The 23,757-nt window shown below is 45.6% G+C and carries 24 protein-coding genes; 17 read left to right on the top strand and 7 right to left on the bottom strand.

Features of this window, described 5'->3' with window-relative positions:
- Window positions 1–299 precede the first annotated feature (299 nt).
- Window positions 300–1,163 carry a sugar kinase gene (locus JGK07_RS15160; protein ID WP_293242394.1) on the bottom strand — a complete coding sequence of 288 codons (864 nt, stop codon included), beginning with the start codon at window positions 1,161–1,163 and terminating at the stop codon, window positions 300–302.
- A gap of 99 nt (window positions 1,164–1,262) precedes the next feature.
- Here JGK07_RS15160 and rsmI point away from each other — a divergent pair, with 99 nt between their 5' ends.
- The 6 genes from rsmI (at window position 1,263) to uraD (ending at window position 7,222) form a co-directional block, all read left to right on the top strand.
- Window positions 1,263–2,144: a 16S rRNA (cytidine(1402)-2'-O)-methyltransferase gene (gene rsmI, locus JGK07_RS15155; protein WP_293242397.1), complete on the top strand. Its 882-nt coding sequence runs from the start codon at window positions 1,263–1,265 to the stop codon at window positions 2,142–2,144.
- Between the two features lie 84 nt (window positions 2,145–2,228).
- Entirely contained in the window at window positions 2,229–3,449 is a 1,221-nt protein-coding gene (locus JGK07_RS15150) for a glycosyltransferase (protein ID WP_293182072.1), read from the top strand.
- A 174-nt stretch (window positions 3,450–3,623) separates the two neighbouring features.
- Window positions 3,624–4,784 carry an FAD-dependent urate hydroxylase HpxO gene (hpxO, locus tag JGK07_RS15145; RefSeq protein WP_293242400.1) on the top strand — a complete coding sequence of 387 codons (1,161 nt, stop codon included), beginning with the start codon at window positions 3,624–3,626 and terminating at the stop codon, window positions 4,782–4,784.
- 53 nt (window positions 4,785–4,837) lie between these two features.
- Window positions 4,838–5,200, top strand: coding sequence for a hydroxyisourate hydrolase (gene uraH, locus JGK07_RS15140; RefSeq protein ID WP_293242403.1), 363 nt, complete (start codon window positions 4,838–4,840; stop codon window positions 5,198–5,200).
- A 293-nt stretch (window positions 5,201–5,493) separates the two neighbouring features.
- Window positions 5,494–6,507, top strand: a complete 1,014-nt coding sequence (locus JGK07_RS15135; protein ID WP_293182066.1) for an aromatic ring-hydroxylating dioxygenase subunit alpha — start codon at window positions 5,494–5,496, stop codon at window positions 6,505–6,507.
- Between the two features lie 208 nt (window positions 6,508–6,715).
- Complete coding sequence (gene uraD / locus JGK07_RS15130) at window positions 6,716–7,222, top strand: 2-oxo-4-hydroxy-4-carboxy-5-ureidoimidazoline decarboxylase (protein WP_293242406.1); 507 nt, start codon at window positions 6,716–6,718, stop codon at window positions 7,220–7,222.
- Window positions 7,223–7,235: 13 nt separating this feature from the next.
- Here the strand turns inward: uraD and JGK07_RS15125 are convergent, their stop codons facing one another.
- A complete protein-coding gene (locus tag JGK07_RS15125; RefSeq protein ID WP_293182062.1) occupies window positions 7,236–7,364 on the bottom strand; it encodes a hypothetical protein in 129 nt (42 codons plus the stop codon).
- On the opposite strand from JGK07_RS15125, the gene JGK07_RS15120 reads away from it, so the two are divergent.
- Window positions 7,363–9,624 (top strand): iron uptake porin, encoded by a 2,262-nt coding sequence (locus JGK07_RS15120; protein ID WP_293242408.1) that lies wholly within the window; start codon window positions 7,363–7,365, stop codon window positions 9,622–9,624. The two genes, JGK07_RS15125 and JGK07_RS15120, sit on opposite strands and share 2 nt — an antisense overlap.
- A 115-nt stretch (window positions 9,625–9,739) precedes the next feature.
- Here JGK07_RS15120 and JGK07_RS15115 read toward each other — a convergent pair whose 3' ends face one another.
- Window positions 9,740–9,901 (bottom strand): hypothetical protein, encoded by a 162-nt coding sequence (locus JGK07_RS15115; RefSeq protein ID WP_293182059.1) that lies wholly within the window; start codon window positions 9,899–9,901, stop codon window positions 9,740–9,742.
- A gap of 81 nt (window positions 9,902–9,982) precedes the next feature.
- On the opposite strand from JGK07_RS15115, the gene JGK07_RS15110 reads away from it, so the two are divergent.
- Window positions 9,983–10,690, top strand: coding sequence for a GntR family transcriptional regulator (locus JGK07_RS15110; RefSeq protein WP_293182057.1), 708 nt, complete (start codon window positions 9,983–9,985; stop codon window positions 10,688–10,690).
- A 505-nt stretch (window positions 10,691–11,195) separates the two neighbouring features.
- Window positions 11,196–12,119 carry an allantoinase PuuE gene (gene puuE / locus JGK07_RS15105; RefSeq protein ID WP_293242411.1) on the top strand — a complete coding sequence of 308 codons (924 nt, stop codon included), beginning with the start codon at window positions 11,196–11,198 and terminating at the stop codon, window positions 12,117–12,119.
- A 204-nt stretch (window positions 12,120–12,323) separates the two neighbouring features.
- On the opposite strand, the gene JGK07_RS15100 is transcribed toward puuE, so the two are convergent.
- Window positions 12,324–12,728, bottom strand: coding sequence for a gamma-glutamylcyclotransferase (locus JGK07_RS15100; RefSeq protein ID WP_293182053.1), 405 nt, complete (start codon window positions 12,726–12,728; stop codon window positions 12,324–12,326).
- A 447-nt stretch (window positions 12,729–13,175) separates the two neighbouring features.
- Here JGK07_RS15100 and JGK07_RS15095 point away from each other — a divergent pair, with 447 nt between their 5' ends.
- The 6 genes from JGK07_RS15095 to JGK07_RS15070 all read left to right on the top strand — a co-directional run bounded on the left by JGK07_RS15095 (window position 13,176) and on the right by JGK07_RS15070 (window position 18,744).
- Window positions 13,176–14,459, top strand: coding sequence for a Zn-dependent hydrolase (locus JGK07_RS15095; protein WP_293224951.1), 1,284 nt, complete (start codon window positions 13,176–13,178; stop codon window positions 14,457–14,459).
- A gap of 253 nt (window positions 14,460–14,712) precedes the next feature.
- Complete coding sequence (locus tag JGK07_RS15090) at window positions 14,713–15,558, top strand: FecR domain-containing protein (protein WP_293224947.1); 846 nt, start codon at window positions 14,713–14,715, stop codon at window positions 15,556–15,558.
- Between the two features lie 3 nt (window positions 15,559–15,561).
- On the top strand, window positions 15,562–17,385 hold the full coding sequence (locus tag JGK07_RS15085) for an adenylate/guanylate cyclase domain-containing protein (protein ID WP_293191528.1): 1,824 nt from the start codon (window positions 15,562–15,564) through the stop codon (window positions 17,383–17,385).
- On the top strand, window positions 17,382–17,540 hold the full coding sequence (locus JGK07_RS15080; protein ID WP_293191526.1) for a hypothetical protein: 159 nt from the start codon (window positions 17,382–17,384) through the stop codon (window positions 17,538–17,540). The genes JGK07_RS15085 and JGK07_RS15080 overlap by 4 nt, the downstream gene beginning before the upstream one ends.
- A 164-nt stretch (window positions 17,541–17,704) precedes the next feature.
- Window positions 17,705–18,202: a DUF4365 domain-containing protein gene (locus JGK07_RS15075; RefSeq protein WP_293182041.1), complete on the top strand. Its 498-nt coding sequence runs from the start codon at window positions 17,705–17,707 to the stop codon at window positions 18,200–18,202.
- Window positions 18,199–18,744, top strand: coding sequence for a hypothetical protein (locus JGK07_RS15070; protein WP_293198399.1), 546 nt, complete (start codon window positions 18,199–18,201; stop codon window positions 18,742–18,744). The genes JGK07_RS15075 and JGK07_RS15070 overlap by 4 nt, the downstream gene beginning before the upstream one ends.
- Window positions 18,745–18,753: 9 nt before the next feature.
- Here the strand turns inward: JGK07_RS15070 and JGK07_RS15065 are convergent, their stop codons facing one another.
- The gene (locus tag JGK07_RS15065) at window positions 18,754–19,773 is read right to left on the bottom strand and encodes a DNA cytosine methyltransferase (RefSeq protein WP_293198401.1); all 1,020 of its coding nucleotides are present in this window, start codon (window positions 19,771–19,773) and stop codon (window positions 18,754–18,756) included.
- Window positions 19,774–19,931: 158 nt separating this feature from the next.
- Here JGK07_RS15065 and JGK07_RS15060 point away from each other — a divergent pair, with 158 nt between their 5' ends.
- A complete protein-coding gene (locus tag JGK07_RS15060; protein ID WP_293224945.1) occupies window positions 19,932–21,218 on the top strand; it encodes a folylpolyglutamate synthase/dihydrofolate synthase family protein in 1,287 nt (428 codons plus the stop codon).
- 5 nt (window positions 21,219–21,223) lie between these two features.
- On the opposite strand, the gene JGK07_RS15055 is transcribed toward JGK07_RS15060, so the two are convergent.
- Entirely contained in the window at window positions 21,224–21,799 is a 576-nt protein-coding gene (locus tag JGK07_RS15055) for a Uma2 family endonuclease (protein ID WP_293182033.1), read from the bottom strand.
- A gap of 172 nt (window positions 21,800–21,971) precedes the next feature.
- Between JGK07_RS15055 and JGK07_RS15050 the strand changes: the two genes are divergently transcribed.
- The gene (locus JGK07_RS15050) at window positions 21,972–22,202 is read left to right on the top strand and encodes a hypothetical protein (protein WP_293224943.1); all 231 of its coding nucleotides are present in this window, start codon (window positions 21,972–21,974) and stop codon (window positions 22,200–22,202) included.
- 151 nt (window positions 22,203–22,353) lie between these two features.
- On the opposite strand, the gene JGK07_RS15045 is transcribed toward JGK07_RS15050, so the two are convergent.
- A partial coding sequence (locus JGK07_RS15045; RefSeq protein ID WP_293242417.1) for a S8 family serine peptidase occupies window positions 22,354–23,757 on the bottom strand: 1,404 nt, incomplete at its 5' end.

Here is a 23,757-nt window from a genome sequence, read left to right as displayed (position 1 = left end):
TTGAAGTTGCTTAACTAATATATAGCCTTTCTCAGTAACAGTGCGGCGATCGTAGGGCGTGGGCATAGGGCATAGGGCATAGGGCATACCTCACTTATTTGAGAAAGGCTATAGCAATCTGGTTGGATTTGTGAATGAGTTTTTTTATAATCTGCGATAATAAACAGGCGAGACGCCTGTTCCACGGGCGCTAATAAAGAGAGAGAGGGTTGCTATCACTATTTTAGCTTAACGAGTGTTGGCTGTTTGAGTTTTCTGGGTGCGATCGCTTTTGTCCGGATTTTTTTGTTAATTTTAAGTTAAGGTTGCAGATTTTTTATCCATTGGCGGGTTCCGAAATATTTGCAGGAATCGGAAGCTGTCTTCGCTGCGGCGCTTAGGGCGTTTGTAAAGTTTTTTTGTAAAATGTAGTGACAGAAAGCGCCGTGAAAGATGTCGCCGGCGCCTAATGTGTCTGCGGCTTGTATTTGGGGCACTTCTACACTACCAAAACTGCCTTTGCACAAGTATTGGATTGGTTTTTCGCCGCGTGTGATGGCAATGTTGGAAATTCCGGCTGCTGAGAGATAAGCAAAGACTTGTTGGGAATTGTCGCAGTCGGGCGGATGAAAGTTATCCGAACACACAACCCATTCAACGAAGGGCAATATTTTTTCTAATCCGGGTTTCCAACTGCCGCCGTCTAGTACGATTGGAATGTTTTTTGATTGGGCGAGTTGAGCAATTTCTTGGCTGGCTGCGATTTGATGTCCGTCAAACAGTATGATATTAACTGATGTTAAAATATCCTGGTTAATTGCTTGGCTGTCAACCTGAGATTTAGTGGCATTCACTGAGATTACTGCCCGATCGCCCGTTGCTTGAGTTACGATAATCGAAGAGACTGGCGGAGAGTGCGATCGCCCTGGCTGCAAATCCATTATCCTGACATTGTACTCTGCTAAGTCTGCACGGATTAATTGGGCGATCGCGTGAGTACCGAAAACTCCCGCCAACACCGCCGCATTCCCCAAACCGCTAAAAGCCACCGCAGCATTTGTCGCCGGCCCGCCCGCAGCAATGGTAGAATCAACAGCAACAACTTTCTGATTTTCCCCCGGAGGCTTGGAGGCTAAATAAATTAAATCCAAAGTCGCCAATCCCAAAAACAATCCAGTCTTCATAATCTGTCTGATATTTTTTCTTGTGATATTGGTTCTTAAATCTGTGGCATGGGCGTCCCGCCCGTGTTATATCTGCGGTTAAAAATAAAAAACATCAAAATGCAGCCAAATCCCAATACAGGAACACTGTACATTGTCGGAACGCCGATCGGCAATCTCGAAGATATGACATATCGCGCCATCCGAATTTTGCAAACAGCAGACTTCATCGCCGCCGAAGACACGCGCCACACGGGCAAACTTTTACACCACTTTCAAATAAAAACGCCCCAAATCAGCTATCACGAACATAACCAACACCAGCGACTCCCGGAATTAATCGATAAACTGCTGTTAGGAAAAAGTATCGCCCTCGTCACCGACGCCGGAATGCCCGGAATTTCTGACCCTGGATACGAGTTAGTCAAAGCCTGCGCCGATGCTAATATTAACATTATTCCGATTCCCGGCCCGAGCGCTTGTATAGTTGGGATAAGTGCATCGGGATTACCTACAGACAGATTTGTGTTTGAAGGATTTTTACCCACCAAAGGTCAAGAACGCCAGCGGAGTTTAGAAAGTTTGCAAATAGAATCGCGCACTATTATCTTATACGAATCTCCGCACCGATTGCGGCAAACTTTACAAGATTTAGCAAACACCTTGGGAAGCGACAGACAGATTGTACTGGCGCGGGAGTTGACTAAAATGCACGAAGAATTTTGGCGCGGTAGTATGGAAAGTGCGATCGAACTTTACACCACACGCGAACCCCAAGGAGAATTCACCCTAGTGATTGCCGGTATCCAAACAAACGCACCAATTTTCTCAGAAGACGCCATCAAAGCCGAATTGCAAACATTAATTGCAGAAGGTGTAAGTCGTTCTCAAGCCAGCCGCCAGCTAGCCCAACAAACAAACATCCCCCGCCGCCAAATCTACCAACTAGCCCTCACAATTGGCGACAACGAATCACCAGAACAACCTTTAGAAGACTTGTGAATAACTCTCTCTTCTCCTTCTCTGCGCCCTCTGCGCCCTCTGCGGTTAAATAAAAAAAGCTAAATAATCACACTAATAAAATCTATGGTACGCGGAAACTACGATCGCCAAAAACCCTATTTACGCAACCCCCACATCAACAAACCAATCGCCGAAATCTATGCAGACTTAGACGCCTTTAGCTGGGAGATATTTGAAGACCAACCCCACCGCTTCGATACAGTCAGTTTCTACGTCTTGCTTCCCCCGCTGTTTTACGAAGGAAAATTCATCAAAGGGATTTACTTCAGCGAAGGAGTCGAACTGATAAACAAACTATTTCCCCAACTTTCCTCAGTATTTCATTCCTTCACCTATTCCCCCGGAACCTCCTACTCCTGGGCACCCGTAGCCGACGCCTACTCCAGCTTATACAAAAACCCGCAGCGAGCCAAGTGGTTTCGCGAAACATATCCCGATCGCGCCAACAAACCAATCATACCACTGCAAGACACCGACTTCATCAACGAATACTTAATTTCCCCTCGCAACGTCCCCGCCAAAGACATCGACCTCCTCGCCGTCGCCCGATTTTCCGAAGAAAAGAACTTGCCGATGATTGCCAAAGCCTTAAAAATTTATCGGCAAAAGTATCCGCAAAAACTCATAAAATTAACAGTTGTCAGCGGTCACGACTTTGATGTTAATAACTTGAAAACTCTCGACGAGAACGCCTTAAAAGAATTGCACGAAGTTGAAACAATTTTAGGAAATACCTCCGACTACATCAACTTACTGCCGCGAGTTGACTACTATCAAGAAATCCCTAACTATTATTCGCGGGCACAAGCATTCGTCCTGGGTTCCCTTCTCGAAGGCAAAAACCGGGGAATTACCGAAGCCATGAGTTGCAACGTACCAGTAATTTGTTTTGAAGAATTCAACCAATACGCCCGAGGAAACTCGCCCGTTTTCCCGGAAGGTGCGGGTCTTTATTCCAAATTTGACGCGGAATCCTTAGCGGATACGATTCATACAGTATTGCAAAATAAAACTGAATTCAAACCGCGATATCAGTATTTAAAGCATTGCGGCCGCAAGAACTTTTTTAATACTTGCCTTGACAGTTTTCCCTACTACCAGCATAACATTCCCGACTACAAAACGGGAGCGGGATTTAAGAATTTGTGGCTGGATTTGGCCGTGCAGCAAAATTATCAAGTCAGCTTGGATAGTTTTTTGTATGGAGGTTCTCCGCTATCTCACATTCGCGGGACAAATGCGATCGGGCAAAATCTCGGTGAATTAACCAAGTTTTTAGGCTAATTCCCAATTAATTATGTAGGGTGCGTCAGTTGGGTTTGTTTGATGATAATCGAGTAAATTAAATCTGACTCACCGACTTAAGATGTAATTCTTGATACTAAAATCTAAAATCTAAAATCTAAAATCTAAAATCTAAAATAGTATTAGGATGTCACTCAGCAGGAGAAACACAGAATGCACGACTTAAAAGTTGTCATTATCGGTGCCGGAATTGGTGGCTTAACTGCCGGTATCGCCCTCCAACAAGCAGGTTATGAAGTTGCAATTTACGATCGCGTAAAAGAACTGCGTCCAGCAGGCGCTGGTATCTCCATGTGGTCGAACGGCGTCAAAGTTCTCAACCGCCTTGGTTTAGGCGAAAAGATGGCGCAAATTGGCGGAAAAATGGAGCGCATGGAATACCGCACCAAAATCGGTCAACTGCTAAATGACATCGATTTAATGCCACTAATTCAACAAGTCGGTCAGCGTCCTTATCCGGTGGCGCGCCGCGACTTACAACAAATGTTATTAGCAGCTTTTAAGGGAGAAGTCAAGCTCGATCGCAAATGTATTGCCGTGGAAGAAGACGCAACCGGAGTAACTGCAATTTTTGAGAACGGAGACAAAGCGCGCGGCGATTTGTTGGTGGCTGCTGACGGCGTTCGCTCAATTTTGCGAACCTATGTATTGGGCTGCGAAGTACAGCCGAAATACGGCGGTTATATCAATTGGAACGGGCTAGTAGCGGCGGATGAAGCACTAGCGCCGCCAAATACTTGGGCGATTTATGTCGGTGACTGCAAGCGCGCCTCATTAATGCCCGTAGCGGGCGATCGCTTTTACTTTTTCTTTGATGTTCCGTTACCCACAGGAACTCCCGCCAATCCCGACAATTACAAAGCCGAACTTAAAGAACATTTTGCAGGTTGGGCCGAACCAGTGCAATTGTTGATAGAAAGATTAGATCCCAATACAGTCGCCCGCCCGGAAATTCACGACGTAGGCCCGATCGACTCCTACGTTCGCGGTAGAGTTGCTTTGCTGGGAGATTCCGCCCACGCTACCTGCCCGGATTTGGGCCAGGGAGGCTGTCAAGCCATGGAAGATGGACTCGTACTCAGCAACTACCTTTCGACTACGAATTTAGGCGTAGAATACGCGCTCAAACGCTACGAAACTGAGCGCAAGCAGCGGGCGAATGCAGTTGTCGAAAAAGCGCGCCAGCGTGCCGAACAAATTCACGGCAAAGATCCGCAGGTGACACAACTTTGGTACGAACAACTGGCTAAGGAACAGCCAAGTGATGTCACAGATGCGATCGCCAAAGTCATCATGGCAGGGCCCCTACACTAGCACAATCTTCTAGCGGGAAAATCAATCAAAAATTAGCATTTAACCTTACAATAATGTCAGGCAAACTTACTACTCACGTTCTCGACACAGCCCGCGGCTGTCCGGCGGCAAATATGTCGATCGCCCTGCAATCAATTGACCCCAACTCCGGCGCCAAAATCCTGCTAAAAACTGTAACAACTAATGCTGACGGCCGCACCGCTGCTCCGCTACTATCAGAAAACGAGTTCAAACCGGGAATTTATGAATTAGTCTTTGCTGTTGGCGAATACTTCGCGCAGTCCGCCGAAAATTTGCCCGATCCGCCTTTTTTAGACAGCGTTCCAATTCAGTTCGGCATCGCCGACCCAAGCTCACACTATCACGTACCGCTGTTAGTTTCGCCTTGGTCGTACAGCACCTATCGCGGTAGTTGATTAAACAGTTGACAGTTGACAGTTGACAGTTGACAGTTGACAGTTGACAGTTGACAGTTGACAGTTGAGGGCGCAGTGTTTATCGCGGTAGGGTGCATCGCCCATAGCAGTTCTCAAGAAAGTGAGGTACCCTCTCAAGCTATTACCAATTACCAATTACCAATTTGTCAACTGTACCTCATCTATCTGAGAAAGGCTATATATTTGTAAATATCCAAAATTGTTGGAGCGACGCACCATGCTTTAACTAAAGAGGGGAGATGTCAAATAATTAATTTAAAATTAAAAAAACCATGTTAGTCACAAAACAACCTGTTTTCAAACGCTTCTGGTATCCCGTTATTCCCGTCGCCGAATTGTCAGGCGAACCAAAACCTTTTGTATTATTAGGTCAGCCGATCGCACTTTGGCTCGATTCTGAAGGCCAACCCGCAGCAGTAGAAGACCGCTGCTGTCACCGCACTGCTAAACTTTCCCTGGGAAAAGTTGTCAGCGGCAACATTTCCTGTGCTTACCACGGCTGGACATTCAACTCGTCAGGAACTTGTGTCAGCGTTCCACAACAGCCAAACGGCTCGATTTCTGGCAACTACAAAGTAAAATCTTATCAGGCTTGCGATCGCTACGGATACGTTTGGGTTTGTTTGGACGAACCAATCGCCGAGATTCCCAATATTCCCGAAGCAGCAGACCCCAACTACCGCCAAATTCACGAATTTTACGAACCTTGGAATTGTGCGGGATTGCGGGTGATGGAAAACGAATTAGATATGGCTCATCCTACTTTTGTACATACCGCAACTTTCGGCAGCGAAGAGCATCTCACGCCCGATGTGATGGAGTTTACAGAAACAGAATGGGAACTGCATTACCGAAGTGTTTTGGGTGTCGCTAATCCCGCCGAACAACAGCAAAACTTAAACATAGAGCAAGCTGAAACCGTGCGGACAATAGACGGAATTTGGTTTCTACCGTTTACCGTCAAGCTGCGGATTGCTTACCCAAACGGACTCGTTCACATCATCGTCAATACCATGACTCCGATTGACGATGCGACTTCTCAAATGGTGCAGTTTTGCCTCCGGAACGATACCGAAAATGAGGCAAAAACCAGCGATATTATTGCCTTCGATCGCGCTGTTACTTTAGAAGACAAGCGGATTTTAGAAACAACAGATTGGGACGTACCGCTCGACATCGCCCAAGAGCAACATATGCTGACAGATAAGCCGGGAATCATCATCCGCCACAAAATTGCTGCACTTCTAAAAGCCCACGGCGAAGTCGAACAAACTAAAGTCAGTTGACAGTTGACAGTTGACAGTTGACAGTTGACAGTTGACAGTTGACAGTTGACAGTTGACAGTTGACAGTTGACAGTTGACAGTTTGTAGATGTAGGGTGCGTCGCCATCGAAAATCCCTAAAAAAGATCGACAATCTCACAGCGACGCACCTGACCAACTTCTTTGGTAGCAATATTTTTTAGAAATGGTATTAATTAATTTAATTAGCAATGCAATACTCTCTCATTGAACTCAACGAAATGAGCCAGGAGACATTTACAGAAGCCTTGGGCGCGATTTTTGAACGCACTCCCACAGTCGCCCGTTGCACTTGGGACGATCGCCCTTTTGCCTCCACAGCCGACTTGCGCGCTAAAATGGTAACAGTCGTCAATTCCATGACTGGGGAAGAAAAATTAGCATTAATTCAAGCACACCCGGACTTGGGAAGCAAAGCAAAAATGGCTGTAGCATCGGTTAACGAACAAGCCGGCGCAGGTTTGGATCGGCTATCTGTCGCAGAGTTCGATCGCTTGCAATCCCTCAACCGATCGTACCGCGAAAAGTTCGGTTTTCCCTTCATTGTGGCGGTGAAAAACCACACAAAAACCAGCATTCTTGAAGCATTGGAGCGCCGCCTCAACAATTCCCCAGAAACTGAAATGCAGCAGGCTTTAACAGAAATCTATGAGATTGCGCGGTTTCGCCTTGAGTCAGCAATTGGGAAAGAGGATTGAAGTCCTCACTACGTTAACTGCGGGAAAATGCCCGCAAAAATGCCGTCAGAATTGCTGGCACCGTACCAATGCCAAACCACAGCGCAAACAGTGGCACTAAAATGCTACTTTTGGTACAGTATTGAATCCAAGTGAGGCTCATGTCTAAATTTTTATATTTCCAAATCCTGGTGACAGCAACACCCTCACTATTTTGTATTAGCCTGCTGCATTCTCCGGCAAGCTCTGCTGCGGAAGTTTCCTATAATAAAACTCAAGAAATAATAGCCTCGCCAGGCGACTTACCGCTGGTTGATGCCGCCCAGTCACAAAGTGCGTTAGCGAAGCCCTCGAAGAGGATCGCCCAAATTGAAACAGCGGCAAATCCCGCATCAACGCCAGAAACAATCGCTGATGCCAAACCACAAAAGCCAGAAAAAGCCGAGAGTATTTCCCTCACAACAAACAGCGAAAAAACAGCAGTAAATTCTCAACAAAACGATGTCACCCAGACAAATATAACAACAGAACAATCCCGTACATTACCAGTTGCGCTAGAGCCAAATTCCACAAAAACAAAGCCTGCACAAACCCTAGAACTAACTGCCGATATTTCAGCGAAACCAACAACAAACAAAGAATCGGAAGTCGCCGCAACTTCCCAACCAAATAATCTGCAACCAACAGATACAGCAACTCAAAAAACCAGCGAATCAAACCTCTTATCAGAATCAATTCAAACCCCAGAAAAACCAGCGCAGACAAACATCACCCAAGTCCAAGCAGACAGCTTAGAAGCAACCAATCCTTCCGCCTCGCCGGAGATGGAACAAGTCACATCAGTTTCTCAACTCAGCGACGTTAAACCCACAGATTGGGCATTTGGCGCGCTGCAATCATTAGTAGAACGCTACGGCTGCATAGCTGGATATCCCGACGGCACTTATCGCCCAAATCGAGCCATGACTCGCTACGAATTCGCCGCCGGTTTGAATGCGTGCCTCGATAAAGTTGCTGAGTTGGTAACAGCAGGAACCTCGAATTTAGTTAAAAAAGAGGATTTACAGAAACTCCAGAGACTACAAGAAGAATTTGCCGCAGAACTAGCAACGCTGCGCGGTAGAATCGATGTATTAGAAGCTCGCACGGCGAATTTAGAATCGAATCAATTCTCAACTACCACAAAACTCAATGCGACGGTTTGGTTCAACCTCACCTCAGCATTTCCGACTGGCGATATCACCGCAGAACGCAGCCGCACCGCCCCCGGAAGCCCGTTTGCTGCCCCAACTCGCGATGCTAACAATCGACCGACTCGCGTTGAGCGCGGGCAGCCTGAAACTACTTTTAGTTACTATGCTTTCCTGACGCTAAACACTTCGTTTACTGGCAAAGATTCCCTGGTAACTCAGTTGGTTTTCGGCAACGGCAACTCGCCTGCAAACGAATTAGTTTCGGCGGGCTTTTACAACTCGTGGGGAAGTCCTTTTTTAGATCAAACTGGTGCGCCAACGGCTAATGCTGTGGGAATTCGCGAGATGTCCTACACGTTTCCCGTCGGAGATAAAGTCCAAGTTGCGATCGGGCCGCGATTGAATTATTATCGATATTTTGATGGCAACCGTTTCACATTTTATCTGAAAGGGGCAACGAGTTTTAACTCGAACGGAAGTACACTGTTAAATGCAGTCGATCGCGGTTCTGGTGCTGTTGTCAGTTGGCAAGTTGCCAAGCCGCTGAAGTTGACGGCTGCTTATATGGCTGAAAATACAGAATTTTTGAATCCTGCTGTATTTAATACTGCTAGCAATCCCAGGGATGGTTTGTTTAACAGTTCCAACACAATGACAGCGCAGTTGGAATACGCCCCCAGCAATTCTTTCAATCTGCGGCTGATTTACGCGCGATCGAGCCTCAAACCTTATAATGGATTTATTGGCGGTGCTGTGGGCGAACCGCTGCCTTACGGTTATGCGGATGACGGTTTTGGGGGAAGAGTTAGAGACTCCGGTGCTGATACTTTTGTGGTTAATTTTGATTGGTTGTTGAGCCGGAATTTTGGTTTGTTCGGGCGGTATTCCTACGGCCAGCTTGAGGTAAATCCGGTAAATCGCGATCGCTCTGGCGGAGACATTAAAGTACAATCTTTTCAAGTTGGCATTGGATTTCCGGATCTGGGAAAAAAGGGCGCGCTGGGTGTACTTTCATTTGTGGTTCCCCACGATTATATCTCGGGTCGCAGGTTCTTGCTCTCGGGCGGCGGCAATGGAGGTACTCAGTACGAGGTAGAGGGTTCGTATTATTACCCGATTACTAATAATATTGCGATCGTCCCGGCATTCTACGCTATCTTTAATGCCAACAATTTTGATAGCAATCCCACCGTGTTTGTGGGCAATCTTCGCACTCAGTTCAGCTTCTGAGCGAACAAGCAAGATGCCTGTTCCACAAGGAATAAATTTTATGGTGGAACAGGCATCCTGCCTGTTATTGAGAATGGTTGACAAACCTCTAATGTGCTGTATGATTAATAATGAGTCAGCCAAAGTCATTTAATATCAATTCCGGCTGCATCGGAATTATTAGCTGCCAAAATGAGGAGACGGCTTGGCCTTTGTCCCTACAATCAATCTGGGGTAGGGACAAAGGCCAAGCCGTCTCCTCTATATCATTCCGGCGCAGCCGGAATTGATATAACATAACAACCTGAGATATGAGGCTGAATCAACAATCTTTAACAATAGCAAACCAACTCTATTTAAAACTTAAGGACAACTGACTTTGGGTCTTTCATTTCGCGCGATTCGCCGCACTCAATCTCTGCACGAACAGACTTATCAAGCTCTCCGAACTGCTATCCTGTCGGGGGAATTAGTGGCTGGAGAACGCTTGATCGAAACTCAACTGGCAGATATGCTCAACGTCAGCCGGACTCCGGTGAGAGAGGCTTTGTGCGAACTGCAACGTGAAAATTTAGTTACGGCAGATCCGCATCACGGATTGCGCGTCGCTACGCTGTCGATCGCAGATGCAGCAGATCTTTATGATTGTCGGATTGCTTTGGAACAGCTATCGGTAGCCGAGACCTGCCAAAATGCGACACCGGCTCAAGTTCAACAATTGGAAGCGATTGTGTTGCAGGCAGAAAGTACGACATATTTGCGATCGGGCGAATTGACAAATTATCAATTGCTTTACGCTGACTGCCAATTTCACCGCTTGCTAGCCCAAAGTTCCGGCAATCCTTGGTTAGTAACTTTATTAGATCAGGTATTTGACAAAATGATATTAGTGCGGCTTCGCACGATGGAATACAATCCCGGAGTATTGGAAATCCGCAGCGAACACCGTCGCATTTTTCAAGCTGTCATCGAACAAAATCCCGTCGCAGCAGCCGCAGCAATTCAAGAACATTTAATTGCCAGTAAAGCGCGGGTAATTAAAGAAATTCAGGAGATAGAAGGGAAACAGTTGACAGTTGACAGTTGACAGTTGACAGTTGACAGTTGACAGTTGTTAATCAAAAAAAACTGAAAACTGATAACTAACAACTGTAGTTCGCGATCGCACTTGCGCCCTCAGAAAACAGTTGACAGTTGACAGTTGTTAGTTGTTAATCAAAAAAAACTGAAAACTGATAACTAACAACTGTAGTTCGCGATCGCACTTGCGCCCTCAGAAACCGGGTTTCTTACTATATTTCTCGTTCCGGAAGAGCAAAACTCGTAGAAACCGGGTTTCGACGCACCGATGCGTAATCAATGAACAGACAACAGTCAAGTGTCAACTCTTCTCTAAGCAACCGGGCAAGCTGTCCACTGCCAACTATCAACTGTAAACTATAGCAATCCTAATTGATTTTCTAGATCTCAAAAACCTGAAGATCTTACTATACAAGGAGTCGAGGAAGACAAGCGGGCGTTGTTTTGTGAGAATCAGATCGGATTACTATATCAACTGTCAACTATCAACTGTCAACTGTCAACTGTTATATATGCCAGTAAATTATCCGCGAGACTTAATCGGTTACGGGCAAAATCCCCCCGATCCTCAATGGCCGGATCGATCGCGCATAGCACTGCAATTTGTGATCAATTACGAAGAAGGTGGAGAAACCTGCATCCTGCACGGCGACGGTTCTTCGGAAACATTTCTGTCAGAGATTGTCGGCGCCGAACCCCTATCGGGACTGCGCCACATGAATATGGAATCCTGTTACGAATACGGCAGTCGGGCCGGTTTGTGGCGTCTGCATCGGATGTTTACTTCTCGGAAGATACCGGTGACTGTTTACGGCGTGGCGATGGCGTTAGAAAGGCATCCCGAAGCCGTTGCAGCGATGTTGGAGGCCGATTGGGAAATTGCCAGCCACGGCTACCGCTGGATTGATTATAAGTATTTTGGGGAAGAGGCGGAACGGGAACACTTGCACAGGGCGATCGCCATTCACACGCAAGTTACCGGCAGCCGTCCCCTCGGCTGGTATACGGGACGCACGAGCCCGCACACCCGCAAGCTAGTAGTGGAAGAAGGCGGTTTTCTCTACGATGCCGACAGCTATGCGGATGACTTGCCTTACTGGGTGTACGAGTGCGATCGGCCTCACTTGGTAATTCCTTATACCCTTGACAATAACGATATGCGGTTTGCTACGAGTCAGGGGTTTAACTCTGGGGATCAGTTTTTTGCTTACCTACGCGATGCTTTTGATTTACTCTACGCCGAGGGCGAGATTGCACCCAAAATGATGAGTGTGGGGCTGCACTGCCGCTTGACGGGGAGGCCTGGGCGGGCGGCAGCTTTGGCGCGTTTTTTGGATTATGTACAGCAGCATGAGAGGGTTTGGATATGTCGCCGCATTGATATTGCCCGACATTGGCATGAATATCAAAAACCGATGGTTTCTAAGAAGGACTGAAGTCCTTACTACGAACCTGGGAGGACTGAAGTCCTTACTACGAACCTGGGAGGACTGAAGTCCTGACTGCTGACATCTTGCACCCATGTCAAGAACAGGCAAGATGCCTGTTCCACAAAGGGTGAGTTTGATTCTGGGGTGTCTCGCCCGTGGGGTGGGCGTCTCGCCCGCCCGTAAAAGGCTGATTGCAAATGGTGCAAGATCTCAGTAGTGCGAAATTGCTTTGTAAGCGGCCCATCCACCGCGATCGGAAATATCTTCCCATTGGTATTTCTCTACTAACTCGCGAGGGTAGAGGAAAGCGGTTAATACTTCCCCGTCTTCCAAAATCACATCGGATGGATACATATGTGGGGGTTCTCCGGCTGCAAGCTGTTCAAAGTCTGCGACAGTTAATTCGTACACTTCTCCCGGAATTGATACGCCTCCGGTAGCCACTTCGTAAATTGCAGGATGCCAGCCATTTTCTGCGGAGTACAAGCGGTAAATCGGACGAGTTTTGGCTTCTCTGATGAACTTTGCTTCTCCCAGGTTGCTGTTGTCCGGCTGACCCCGCAGGGCGGAACCGCAAATGAATACTCGTTTGCTTACAATTGGTGTTTGACTCATAAGTAGAAGGAAGAAGGAAGAAGGAAGAAGGAAGAAGGAAGAACGAAGAAGGAAGGAGGTAGAAGGTAGGAGGTAGAAGGAAGAAGGCTATAAAGGCTATAAAGGCTATAAAGGCTATAAAGGCTGCGCCAGCGGGTAAACAGAAGACATACAGGCCAAGATTTTTAGCGATCGGTATTTTACGTTTAATTAGGTGGATTGACTCATATCACCCGATCGATAAAAATGTACTTGTTTCTACAGTTAAATCGCTGCGATCGCTTTATGCTGCGTGCTGTATTTTGATTGCAGCAGTTTAAGTGCTACAGCCGATCGCCTGTTGTAGGCAAGACTACATTATTGTACACATTTAACTGATATTGCATACTGTATATAAAAAGTTAGTTAAATGATTAATAATACAAGAGCGATCGCATCATTAAATTTCCCAGAATAGGAGAATGTAACATGACAGTTAGGCTAGCACTTTCAGTCAACGGTTCGCGCCTCAACAGCAGCATTGCCCAACTCGCCCAAATCGGCAAACTGCCGGGAGGAGGTGTCAGTCGGGTAGCTTTTACCAAAGAAGATTTGCTGGCGCGCAAACTTGTTGAGTCTTGGATGCGAGAAGCAGGGATGACAGTTCGGATTGACGCGGCTGGAAATACAATTGGCAGATATCCCGGATTGCGCGAAGGTGCCGCACTAGCAACCGGTTCTCACATTGATACTGTTCCTACGGGGGGGCATTTCGACGGAGTTTTGGGAGTTTTGGCAGGAATTGAAGTCGTGCGGGTGTTGCGCGAAAACGGCCTGCGCTTGGAACACGCCATTGAGACGATCGTATTTACCGACGAAGAAAGCACCGTTATCGGCTGCAAAGCGATGGCGGGAAATACAGTCAACAACCCCGAATATTACCGTCGCAGCGATGCCACTTCCATCCAAACTTGTTTAGCACAAATTGGCGGAGATTGGTCAAAAATTGCGGAGGCAAAACGCCATCCCAAAGAAATAGCTGCTTTTGTGGAATTGCACGTCGAACAAGGAGGTGTTTTGGAAAGTACGGGCGACTGTATAGGAGTAGTCAAAGGAATTGTCGGACAGTACCGCCTGGGAGTGAGAGTAACGGGCAGCCCCAATCATGCTGGATCGACGCCCATGCACGCCAGAAAGGATGCGCTGGTAGCGGCTTCCCAAATGGTATTAGCAGTCAACAAGCTAGCAGTAGAAACACCCGGAGAACAAGTGGCAACGGTAGGTTACTTAACTGTGTGGCCGAATGCTACGAATACTGTACCGGGAAAAGTCGAGTTTAAAATCGACTTGCGCGATTTGTCTGAAACTAATTTGGAACAGTTGTTAGCTAAAATGAAATTGGAGTTTCAAGCAATAGCCTCTGCCACCCAAACCGAAATCGAAATAACTCAATTGCTGCACGTACAGCCAACACTAGCAGCACCAAAGATTCAGAATGCAATTGTAGAAGTTTGTCAAGAATTAGGGTTTAGTTACAGGCATTTAATTAGCCGGGCCGGACACGACGCCCAAGAAATCGGACGCTTTACCGATATGGGGATGATTTTCGTGGCTTCTCGGGGCGGCATCAGCCATGCAGAAGATGAGTATACTTCGCCAGAACAGTGTACTCAGGGGGCGAATGCGCTGCTGCAAACCTTCCTAAAGCTCGATCGGCTGTATGCTGCTAAGGGCGATCGATTCATCGAGTTGCAGGGCATCATTAAAATGTGATAATAAGTGACTGCCGAGCATCTAAAAAATACGCCAATATTATCCGTTTCTAGATTTCAAGAAGGGTTGGCGATTGCCTCAAGGGCGATTGCCTTTGAGGCAATCGCCCTAATAGTCAAGCGGGGTGCGATCGTAGTTGTGTCCGCACTACATATATTGTGTCTGCGTAAATCCTGTTAGGAATGAAATTTTCCTGAGAAGTTACCGAAAGAATAGTAGTATAAATAGTAGTCTTGGCTAAATATTTTTTGTGATGAAATTAAATCTGTCTAAAATTTCTAAATGGGTAGCAATCCTATTTACTACTATTTTAATCACTTTCGCCTTACCTTTGCTGGCGAGGGAGATTCAACTCCCCGGGAGTCGGTGGGTAGAAGTACGGCAAGTTAGGGGAAGCGTAACATATCAAGGCAGACCAGCAAAAGTGGGCGATCGCCTGACAACAGCCGGCCAGCAAATCTCCACAGGCAAAAACTCTAGCGCGGTTTTAGCGGTAGACACTGGCATCGCTACGATTAATCTAGCAGAATTAAGCACCGTCCAAGTTAAAGGTCTGTCCGTTGCTGTCAATGGAGGTAGAGTTACCTTGCTGTCAGTCCCCGCAGGATTGGCAAGAGTTTCGGCCCGACGCTTGACTAACGCCAATTCGCGCCTAGAAATTAACAGCCCAGCGGGAGTTGTGGGTGTCAGGGGGACTGAGTTCGCCGTGGGTGTTGGCCCAGAGGGAAAAGCCGCAACTGCCTTATTTGAGGGGAAGGTTGACGCTAGCGCTCAAGGGCAAACTGTGAAGATAGAAAAGGGCTATGCTTCCGTCACTTTTCCCGGCAATCCTCCCAATCCACCCCAGGCATTCAAAGAAAATCTGAACTATGAATTGATCAGTTTATCAGCCATCAGTCAAGACAAAGTTCGATGCATTTGTACTGTCGATCCGCTGAATTTAGTGTATTTAAACGGCCAACCCTTAAAGATGGATCGAACAGGTAAAATCGACGAGATAGTGCCGAGACCAGCTAACTCTGACTACTGGCTAGTTGTTCGCAGTCCGGTGGGAAATGAGGTGTCTTATGAACTCGGTGCTAGTTTACTTAAGAAATAGATAATGACTCAATTAATAATCCCTCGTTTGCGAGTTTTTTTTACCCGCAGCCAATCCTTACTGCCGGGGGTTGCTGCTGCTCTTATTTCCTTGGGCGCGTTGCATTTGGGTGGCTGGAAACCGCTGGAACAACTGAGTTCTAACAGCCTGTTTCAACTTCGCGAAAGTCGAATTTTACCCAAACCTATTTGGGATAAACGAGTGGTGGTCATTGCCATAGACGAAGCAAGTTTAAGAAAGTTGGGGAGATTTCCGTTTTCGCGCGATCGCTACACTCAATTATTACAAGCCCTTTCCCCTGCTAAACCCGCAGTCGTTGGTTTCGACATTATTTTTGCCGAATCCAGTCCCCAAGATGACCAACTTGCAGACGCTATGAGTGCAACAGGTAATGTAGTGTTAGCTAAGGCTTGGGATGACCGAGGAAAACCGCTACCAATTGTACCAACTTTAGAAGCCGCAGCCGCCGATCGAGGTCATATTTTCCATAAGTCAGACACAGATGGAATCGGTCGTCAAGCCACGCTGTGGTTGCGAGATATTCCCTCATTGGGAATTGCCATGCTGCGAGTTTACAACGCCGACAAGCAACCGCAATCTGGAGGGCTAGAAAAGTTTTTATCACCGCCTAATAACGGCAGTCTAGAATTTTACAGTGCAGGGATAAATTGGCCTGGAAAAACGCAATTTCTACCGACTTATTCGTTTGCTGATGTTCTGGAAGGTAAAATTACCACAGATGCTTTTAAAGACAAATTGGTATTAGTAGGTATGACGGCAACAGGTTTAGATCCTTTGCGGACTCCTTTAAATCAAATTTCACCCACCAGTGGGATTTACCTTCATGCCGCAGTTATCGATAACTTGCTAAATAACCGACTGCTGCAACCTTTACCTGGCTGGACAAGTTGGCTGATATTACTTTTAATTGGGCCAATTACTAGCGGAATATTATCGAAATCTGGGCCCAGGGGACGAATTGCGATCGCTATCCTTTTCCCTCTAATCTGGTATGCAGTTTCTTTCTTATTATTTACGTTTAATTCTCTACTAATGCCCATTGCTGCACCGATTGGTACGATCGTCTTAGCTGGAATTGGACTGCAACTGCGAGAACAACAAGAGAAACAACAATTAATGAGCCTATTTGAAAAATACATGGCAAAAGAAACTGCTGAATTAATTTGGCAGCGAAAAGACGAAATCTTTAAAAATGGCGAACTGCAACCGCAAGAAATGGTCGCTACGGTTTTATTTATGGATATTCGAGGGTTTACTAGCATTTCCGAGCAACTATCTCCAGATGAATTGATGCCTTGGCTAAATCTATATTTAAATGCCATGAGTGAGTGTATTATGAATCACGGCGGCGTGATCGATAAATATATTGGCGATGCAATTATGGCAATATTTGGCATTCCCTTTCCTCATACTAAACCTGAAGAAATCAAACAGGACGCTCAAAATTGTATTGCCGCTTGTTTGGATATGTCAGAACGATTGAAAGAATTAAATCAGAAGTTTCAAAGGGAAGGAAAGCCAAAAATTGAATTCGGAGTTGGCATTCATACAGGGTCGATTATTGCTGGAACTGTCGGCGGCGGGAATCGATTAAATTTTTCGGTTTTAGGAGATACTGTGAATATTGCCGCCAGGTTAGAACCAATGAATAAAGATATTAAAGAAGACAATCCTTATCGAGTATTAATAACAGGAGAAACCTGGGAATTGGTGAGCGATAGCTACGAAGCAAAACCCGTTAAGAGTATTCAATTAAGAGGCAGAAAACAAGAAACAACTATTTGTGCGCTTGTTGGCAAAAAATGAAGATGATTTTCGTGGCTTCTCGGGGCGGCATCAGCCATGCAGAAGATGAGTATACTTCGCCCGAACAGTTTACTCAGGGGGCGAATGCGCTGCTGCAAACCTTCCTAAAGCTCGATCGGCTGTATGCTGTGTATGCTGCTAAGGGCGATCGATAATCTGCGTTCAAAGCGATGTATGGTGCGTGACAGCGAATAGATTTGTGCGGTAGTATAAGAACTCAGCATTCACGCACCGCAACTTTATATAATAGCAGAGTTTTTTAGCTAAATTGATATTATATCTAGGACTTCGAGTTACCATATAAAAAATACAAGCCAGCGTGGATATCAACCAACAAAAAGAACAATTTAGCAACACCTACCTGCAAGCCATCGCCAGCGTTGCAGGCTATTCTCTTTACAAACCATTTGTAGACGACGATAGCGTAGACTGGGGAATTGCTGCCAAAGGAGGGACAGGTAGCATCCGAGCACCTCGCTTAGAATTGCAGTTAAAATCGACATCAAGGGATGTTCGAGAAAATAACTCGATTCGCTACCCTCTCAAACTCAAAAACTACGATGACTTGAGAATAGATGACTTCGCCGTACCCCGAATTTTAGTTGTTGTTTTAATCCCCGAAACAATAGCAAACTGGTTAACTCAGTCAGAAACAGAAACCTGCATGAAGGAATGCGGATATTGGATATCCCTGCGGGGAATGCCAGAAACACAAAACACCACCGCTGTCACAGTCACTATACCGAGAACTAATCAATTTACAGTCATCGCCCTTCAGTCAATTATGGAGGGGATTAGCCAAGGAGTTCAACCATGAAAGTCACATTCCAAGATAGCGAAACCCTCCAAACAGTCAACCTAAATCAAGTTAGAAATTACCTGCAAATTCACGGGTGGAATGAAGACAAACCTTTCTTAGAAAATGCCACACTTTGGCACAAACCAGTCGCCGGAGAGGAATTTGAAATATTACTCCCCAACCAACAAAATCTCGGAGATTATGCTGCCCGAATCCGGGAGATAATCGAAATATTAGAATCCGTAGAAAATCGATCGCAAAGTGAAATTTTAGCAGACTTAATTACCGGGATTCCCAATACAACTATTCAGGGAGTCGTGATGCAAATTCACACGCCCAACGCCGACAAACTAAGTGGCGAAATTACCTTAGTCGGTGTAATTGCCGACAAATTACAGAAAATTAAAACCGAACTTGCAGACAAAGATTATATCCTCGCTATCAAAGCTTATCAAGAACGCTTGCCTTTCATCTGTACGGGAGATTTAATCAAAGAAAATCAAACCTTTACTCTGAAAAATCCCCGCAACTTTACTCTAGATAATTTATGGCAAAATTAACAGATAATGTTACAGGAGTGAGAGCGCGGGAACTCTTGGTACTGCCCCTATAGAACAAATATCCGCATAAATCTTACTTGCTAAAACTCTAGCCAAATTAACAGGTACGGCATTCCCAACCATTTTGTAGCCGTCAGCAATATACTTGTACTTGAAAATAAAGTCATCCGGGAAAGTCTGAACTCGCGCACACTCTCGCACAGAAAGCCGACGGTAAGGCTGAGGCGAATTCGGATCAAAAATGCGCTGATCTTTGCCAACTAAAATCATTTTACTAGCTTGAGGGTGCAGAGGTGCGTGTCTGCCGCTGGCCTGAATTGTAAAGGAAGATTCACCCCAACTTCTAACTCGATTCCGGGACATATAAATGCTGGAAAAACTCAAATCTGCACATTCGTGATTTGCGACAGAATCGTGATAATTATCTACTTTACTCTTGACTGGAATTGGGGCGATCGCCTGCAAGTCAAAAATTGCATCTTGCAGCGTCAAAACCTCGGTTCCAGGTGCGGGAAACTCAAAACCAAAACCCAGATCCTGACGATAACCGATCACAATCACCCTTTGCCTATCTTGGGGAACACCAAAATTTTTAGCATTCACCAACTTGAACGAAACCCGATACCCAAGTTCCTCAAACTGCGATAATATATAAGTGAAAGCATCCTGATTTCTGGGCGCTAAGATGCCGCTAACATTCTCAGCTAAAAAAAACAAAGGCTGCTTGTCTCGGACAATTCTAATATACTCCCAAAAAAGCTGACCCCGAGAATCATCAATTCCCCGTTTCGCGCCCGCCGCACTCCAACTTTGACAAGGAGGCCCGCCAATAATCCCAACACAGTCAGGAATTTCATCAGAATTAATTTTTCGGATATCTCTGCGATCTAAAATAGTTTCAGGATGGTTAAATTGATAGGTATCCCAAATAGTGCGATCGTACTCATTAGCCCAAACCGGATTAAACCCAGCCCGACGAAAACCTAAATCCAATCCACCACAACCCGCAAACAGAGAAATAATATTCAAAGCCACCTTTTGTTACCCGCAATAAATACAATAAATTAATAATAAAACTTTCTTTGATGAGATATCTGTCTCTTGCTTCTCTCACTCTGCGCCCTCTGCGCCCTCTGCGGTTAAAGAAAAAAATATAATTCACAAACAAACAGAATTTATAATCCTCAATGAATGCAAACTCCATCCTCAAATCTTACCAACACTTCGGCGTCCACCTCGGCCTCGAAAGAATTCACCAACTCCTCGAAAAACTCGACAACCCCCACAAACAAGTACCCATTATCCACGTTGCCGGCACAAATGGCAAAGGTTCCGTTTGCGCTTATCTCTCATCGGTACTCACAGCAGCAGGTTATCGAGTCGGGCGCTACACATCCCCGCACTTAATCGATTGGACAGAAAGAATTTGTATCAACCAAAAACCAATTTCTACAATAGCATTGCAAGACTGTTTAGAAAAAGTTGTCCGCGCTGCTGAAGGTAATACGGAAACTCCGACTCAATTTGAAATCATCACCGCCGCAGCTTGGCTGTATTTCGCCGAACAAAAAGCAGATATTGCAGTGATTGAAACCGGATTGGGCGGTAGATTAGACGCGACTAATGTTTGCGAAACTCCGCTTGTGAGTGTGATTACTTCTATCAGTCTCGAACACTGGCAAATCCTCGGCCCGACTGTCGCTGATATTGCTGGGGAAAAAGCGGGAATTATTAAATCAAAGTGTCCGGTAGTTGTCGGAGAATTGCCGGAATCTGCTAGATTAGTAGTAGAAAAAAAGATTCAAGAATTAGACTGTCCGGCAGTTTGGGTAAAACCTGCGGTAGATTTAGGAGACGGATTTGCAGAATATTATCCAAGTCCAGAAATTGACGTTAATTCTGATTCATCTGCGGTTAAAATAAGATATAAATTGCCATTGCTGGGACAAGTTCAATTAATGAATTCGGCGATCGCACTTGCAACTCTCCACACTCTGCAAAACCTAGGATGGCAAATCTCCCAAAGTGCGATCGCACAAGGAATCGCCCAAACCCAATGGCCGGGTAGACTTCAGCAGGTAACTTGGAACAACCGCAACATCCTGATTGACGGCGCGCACAACCCTGCTGCTGCGATCGCCCTGCGCGAATATGTAGACAATCTTACCGCTTCCCCGTCGCCGATTAACTGGGTAATCGGGATTCTCGCGACGAAAGACTGCGATGATATTTTACAAGCATTACTCAAAAAGGGCGATCGGCTTTATCTCGTTCCCGTACCCGATCAAAACTCAGCATCCCCCACAGAATTAGCCGCCATTGCTGAAAATATCTGCCCTGAATTAACTCTCACTCAAGCTTTTCCCGACTTAACAACAGCTTTAGATGCGGCTGTTACCGACGAAAACCTCACAATCCTGTGCGGTTCACTTTATCTAGTCGGCTATTTTCTGCAACAACAATCTCAAACTTAAACGCATCAGGATTGTGTTTCTTCCTCTGTAAAAATGGGAGGCCATAATTCCGAAACGGGCAATTCCCAACCGGGAAAAAGCTCTGGTACTGTTAAAATATCGCCATTTGCTAAAATAGTCGGTTCACCAGTCGATCGATAAATTGCCACTGTTTCCTCATCAGGATCGATCAGGATGCCGACAACCGCACCCAGCTCTATAAACTTCAAAACCTTAGTTTCTATAGCCTTAATGCGATCGCTTTGAGATTTAATCTCAACCACCAAATCGGGAACAAGTTCACCAAAATAACGCGGACTTTGGCGCAAGCGGGCCGCCCGCACAAACGAAACATCTGGCGCTTTGACGTTGGTATTCGGCATGATGAAACCGCCTGCGGAGTCAAACACTCTCCCCAAGCGGCGTGGATTTATCCAAGCGAAGAGAAAGGCGATGAGACGGCTACTGATTTCACTGGATACAATGTCTGATGGGCCCATAACTGAAATTTTCCCGTCTTCTAGTTCAATTGTGTAATCTAAACCCGCTTCGGAAAAAAGGGTCTGAACTTGGTTTAAATCTTTGACTGTCATCGCTGTCATAAAAGTTTTCTCCCATTATTCAGTTGAATCTTAATTCTAACATAACTCAGAATTAAAAATAAATGAATGATTGATTGAAGATGCGACAAAACGCACAACAATATAATATTGTACCAGATTATTATCGAGTTTAAATAAACCAAATGACACTACATCCAAAAACGAACCAACCTTGGTAGATGTAATTGAGAAACTGGACAAGCTATCGGCTAATGTAGATACTCTATCGACAGATGTGGACAAGCTATCGGCTAATGTAGATAAGCTATCGAGGGATTCCGAGAAGTTTAACGATCGCTTTTCTAACTACCAGCAAGCAACTCAGTGGGTAGTACAACTTGCTTTCACTTTAATTGCTAGTGCCACTATTACAGTGATTATCACTTCGGTGCTGCGGAAATAATAAATTCAGGGAGAAGTCAGAAACCGGGTTTTTTGACGACAATATTTCGCCACAGCCCTCAGATAGTGCCAAAAACCCCGTTTCTTTGGCCTTGATGCACATCGCACTTTTCACCTCAATAAGGGCGATTCACGCTCGGGATACCTGCGCTTCACGCCCTTTCGATAGCCTGGAGAAGCAGAAAGGGCGATCGCACGGGATTGTTCAGCGTTCCTCCTTCTGTTAAAATATCTAAACCTTTGCCATTTCCCGAATAATCTGTCACTTGACCACCCGATGATGCACCGACGCTGATGATATTGTCAAACTGAAGGGATGCTTTGCCTAAAGCTGATATTTCTTGGGGATTATTGCCAGCAGGAACGACAACAACGATGTGATTTTTGCGAGCGTATTCTAGGGCATTTTCTTCGGCTTCTGTCAGTTCGTAGCGAGAAACTATTTTGCCGCTAACATCAACTTGAGTTAGTTCAAAACTAATGTTAACAACTGCATTGAGTCGATCGGATTTTTTGGCGTTATCGACAAATTCAATTAAGGATTCTGCCCAACTGTTATTGCCACTAGCCCTACCTAACCAAATCGGTGCTTCATTGTTAATGCCGTCGATGCCTTTGCTATTATTTTGAGTGGCGGCAATTAAGCCTAAAACATGAGTTCCTTGTTCGCTGCCTTCACCGGATTGAATTAAGGGATTATCATCATTAGCAATGCGGTCTTTTCCGAGAGTAATGCGGCTGTAGTCTATGTCGAAATTATTGGCATTAAATCCTGTACTAATAATACCGACTAAGGGTTGAGATGCTTTTGAAAAAGGGAATGAGGTAGTCGTTGTGACTGGATTCGAGCCGATATCTTGTGGATAATTTGTGGGTTCTGTATTGGTTTTTTCTTGACTATTTGTGGCTATTATGCTGGTTGCATTGGGTGCGACAGGTTGAGTTATTGGAGCAACTTCTTGAATAGAAATTGCTGGCTGGCTGTTGGTAGAAATTGCTGGTTTAGCTAATTCTGGTATTGCCGTTACTGGCTTGCTATCTGTCGCAATTGATTGATTGACAGTCGAAAGTTCTTGAGGATAAATATTTGGCTTGCTTTCGTGGACTATCGGCTGAAAAGTTTTACCAGATGCTTGAGTAGAAATTGCTGGTTGTTCATCGGTTTTAGGGCTGAGAGTAACAGCAGGTTGTGGTTGATTTATCTTGGTTTCTGTCTCAACGGTTGAAATGTTTTTAGGCGCAGGTTGAGGTGCAATTGCTTGAGATTCGATTTCAACTGATTTCGTTACAGTTTTATCTGAAGCCGGTGCATCTTTTGTGGTAGTAGAAATAGGGGTTGCGATCGCCTCTTTTTCTTCTTTTATTGTCAACGGATCGATGACTGTTGGAGATGAAGTCACCGAATCGGTTTTGACAGACTCATTCGGAGTGGAAGTCAGTACGATCGCCAATTTCTCATCTTCAGCCTTCACCTCAGACACGACAGCCTTGTCTGAAACCGGCAAATCCTTGGTAGAAGTATCGATCGAATCTTCAGCCTTCACCTCAGACACGAC

Origin of the sequence: Microcoleus sp. PH2017_24_DOB_U_A (genome assembly GCF_020738205.1) — a bacterium.
Taxonomy (GTDB): Bacteria; Cyanobacteriota; Cyanobacteriia; order Cyanobacteriales; family Microcoleaceae; genus Microcoleus.
The sequence above is the reverse complement of the archived record's forward strand: the minus strand, read 5'-3'. Positions and strand labels throughout refer to the sequence as shown.

Bases quoted from the DNA above. Each gene is read 5' to 3' on its own strand.
- JGK07_RS15100 (WP_293182053.1), bottom strand. From the start codon at position 12,728: ATGAGTCAAACACCAATTGTAAGCAAACGAGTATTCATTTGCGGTTCC.
- JGK07_RS15135 (WP_293182066.1), top strand. From the start codon at position 5,494: ATGTTAGTCACAAAACAACCTGTTTTCAAACGCTTCTGGTATCCCGTT.
- hpxO (WP_293242400.1), top strand. From the start codon at position 3,624: ATGCACGACTTAAAAGTTGTCATTATCGGTGCCGGAATTGGTGGCTTA.
- JGK07_RS15070 (WP_293198399.1), top strand. From the start codon at position 18,199: ATGAAAGTCACATTCCAAGATAGCGAAACCCTCCAAACAGTCAACCTA.
- uraD (WP_293242406.1), top strand. From the start codon at position 6,716: ATGCAATACTCTCTCATTGAACTCAACGAAATGAGCCAGGAGACATTT.
- rsmI (WP_293242397.1), top strand. From the start codon at position 1,263: ATGCAGCCAAATCCCAATACAGGAACACTGTACATTGTCGGAACGCCG.
- JGK07_RS15095 (WP_293224951.1), top strand. From the start codon at position 13,176: ATGACAGTTAGGCTAGCACTTTCAGTCAACGGTTCGCGCCTCAACAGC.
- JGK07_RS15150 (WP_293182072.1), top strand. From the start codon at position 2,229: ATGGTACGCGGAAACTACGATCGCCAAAAACCCTATTTACGCAACCCC.
- uraH (WP_293242403.1), top strand. From the start codon at position 4,838: ATGTCAGGCAAACTTACTACTCACGTTCTCGACACAGCCCGCGGCTGT.
- JGK07_RS15120 (WP_293242408.1), top strand. From the start codon at position 7,363: ATGTCTAAATTTTTATATTTCCAAATCCTGGTGACAGCAACACCCTCA.
- JGK07_RS15090 (WP_293224947.1), top strand. From the start codon at position 14,713: ATGAAATTAAATCTGTCTAAAATTTCTAAATGGGTAGCAATCCTATTT.
- JGK07_RS15115 (WP_293182059.1), bottom strand. From the start codon at position 9,901: ATGTTATATCAATTCCGGCTGCGCCGGAATGATATAGAGGAGACGGCT.
- JGK07_RS15060 (WP_293224945.1), top strand. From the start codon at position 19,932: ATGAATGCAAACTCCATCCTCAAATCTTACCAACACTTCGGCGTCCAC.
- JGK07_RS15160 (WP_293242394.1), bottom strand. From the start codon at position 1,163: ATGAAGACTGGATTGTTTTTGGGATTGGCGACTTTGGATTTAATTTAT.
- JGK07_RS15085 (WP_293191528.1), top strand. From the start codon at position 15,562: ATGACTCAATTAATAATCCCTCGTTTGCGAGTTTTTTTTACCCGCAGC.
- JGK07_RS15055 (WP_293182033.1), bottom strand. From the start codon at position 21,799: ATGACAGCGATGACAGTCAAAGATTTAAACCAAGTTCAGACCCTTTTT.
- JGK07_RS15080 (WP_293191526.1), top strand. From the start codon at position 17,382: ATGAAGATGATTTTCGTGGCTTCTCGGGGCGGCATCAGCCATGCAGAA.
- puuE (WP_293242411.1), top strand. From the start codon at position 11,196: ATGCCAGTAAATTATCCGCGAGACTTAATCGGTTACGGGCAAAATCCC.
- JGK07_RS15125 (WP_293182062.1), bottom strand. From the start codon at position 7,364: ATGAGCCTCACTTGGATTCAATACTGTACCAAAAGTAGCATTTTAGTG.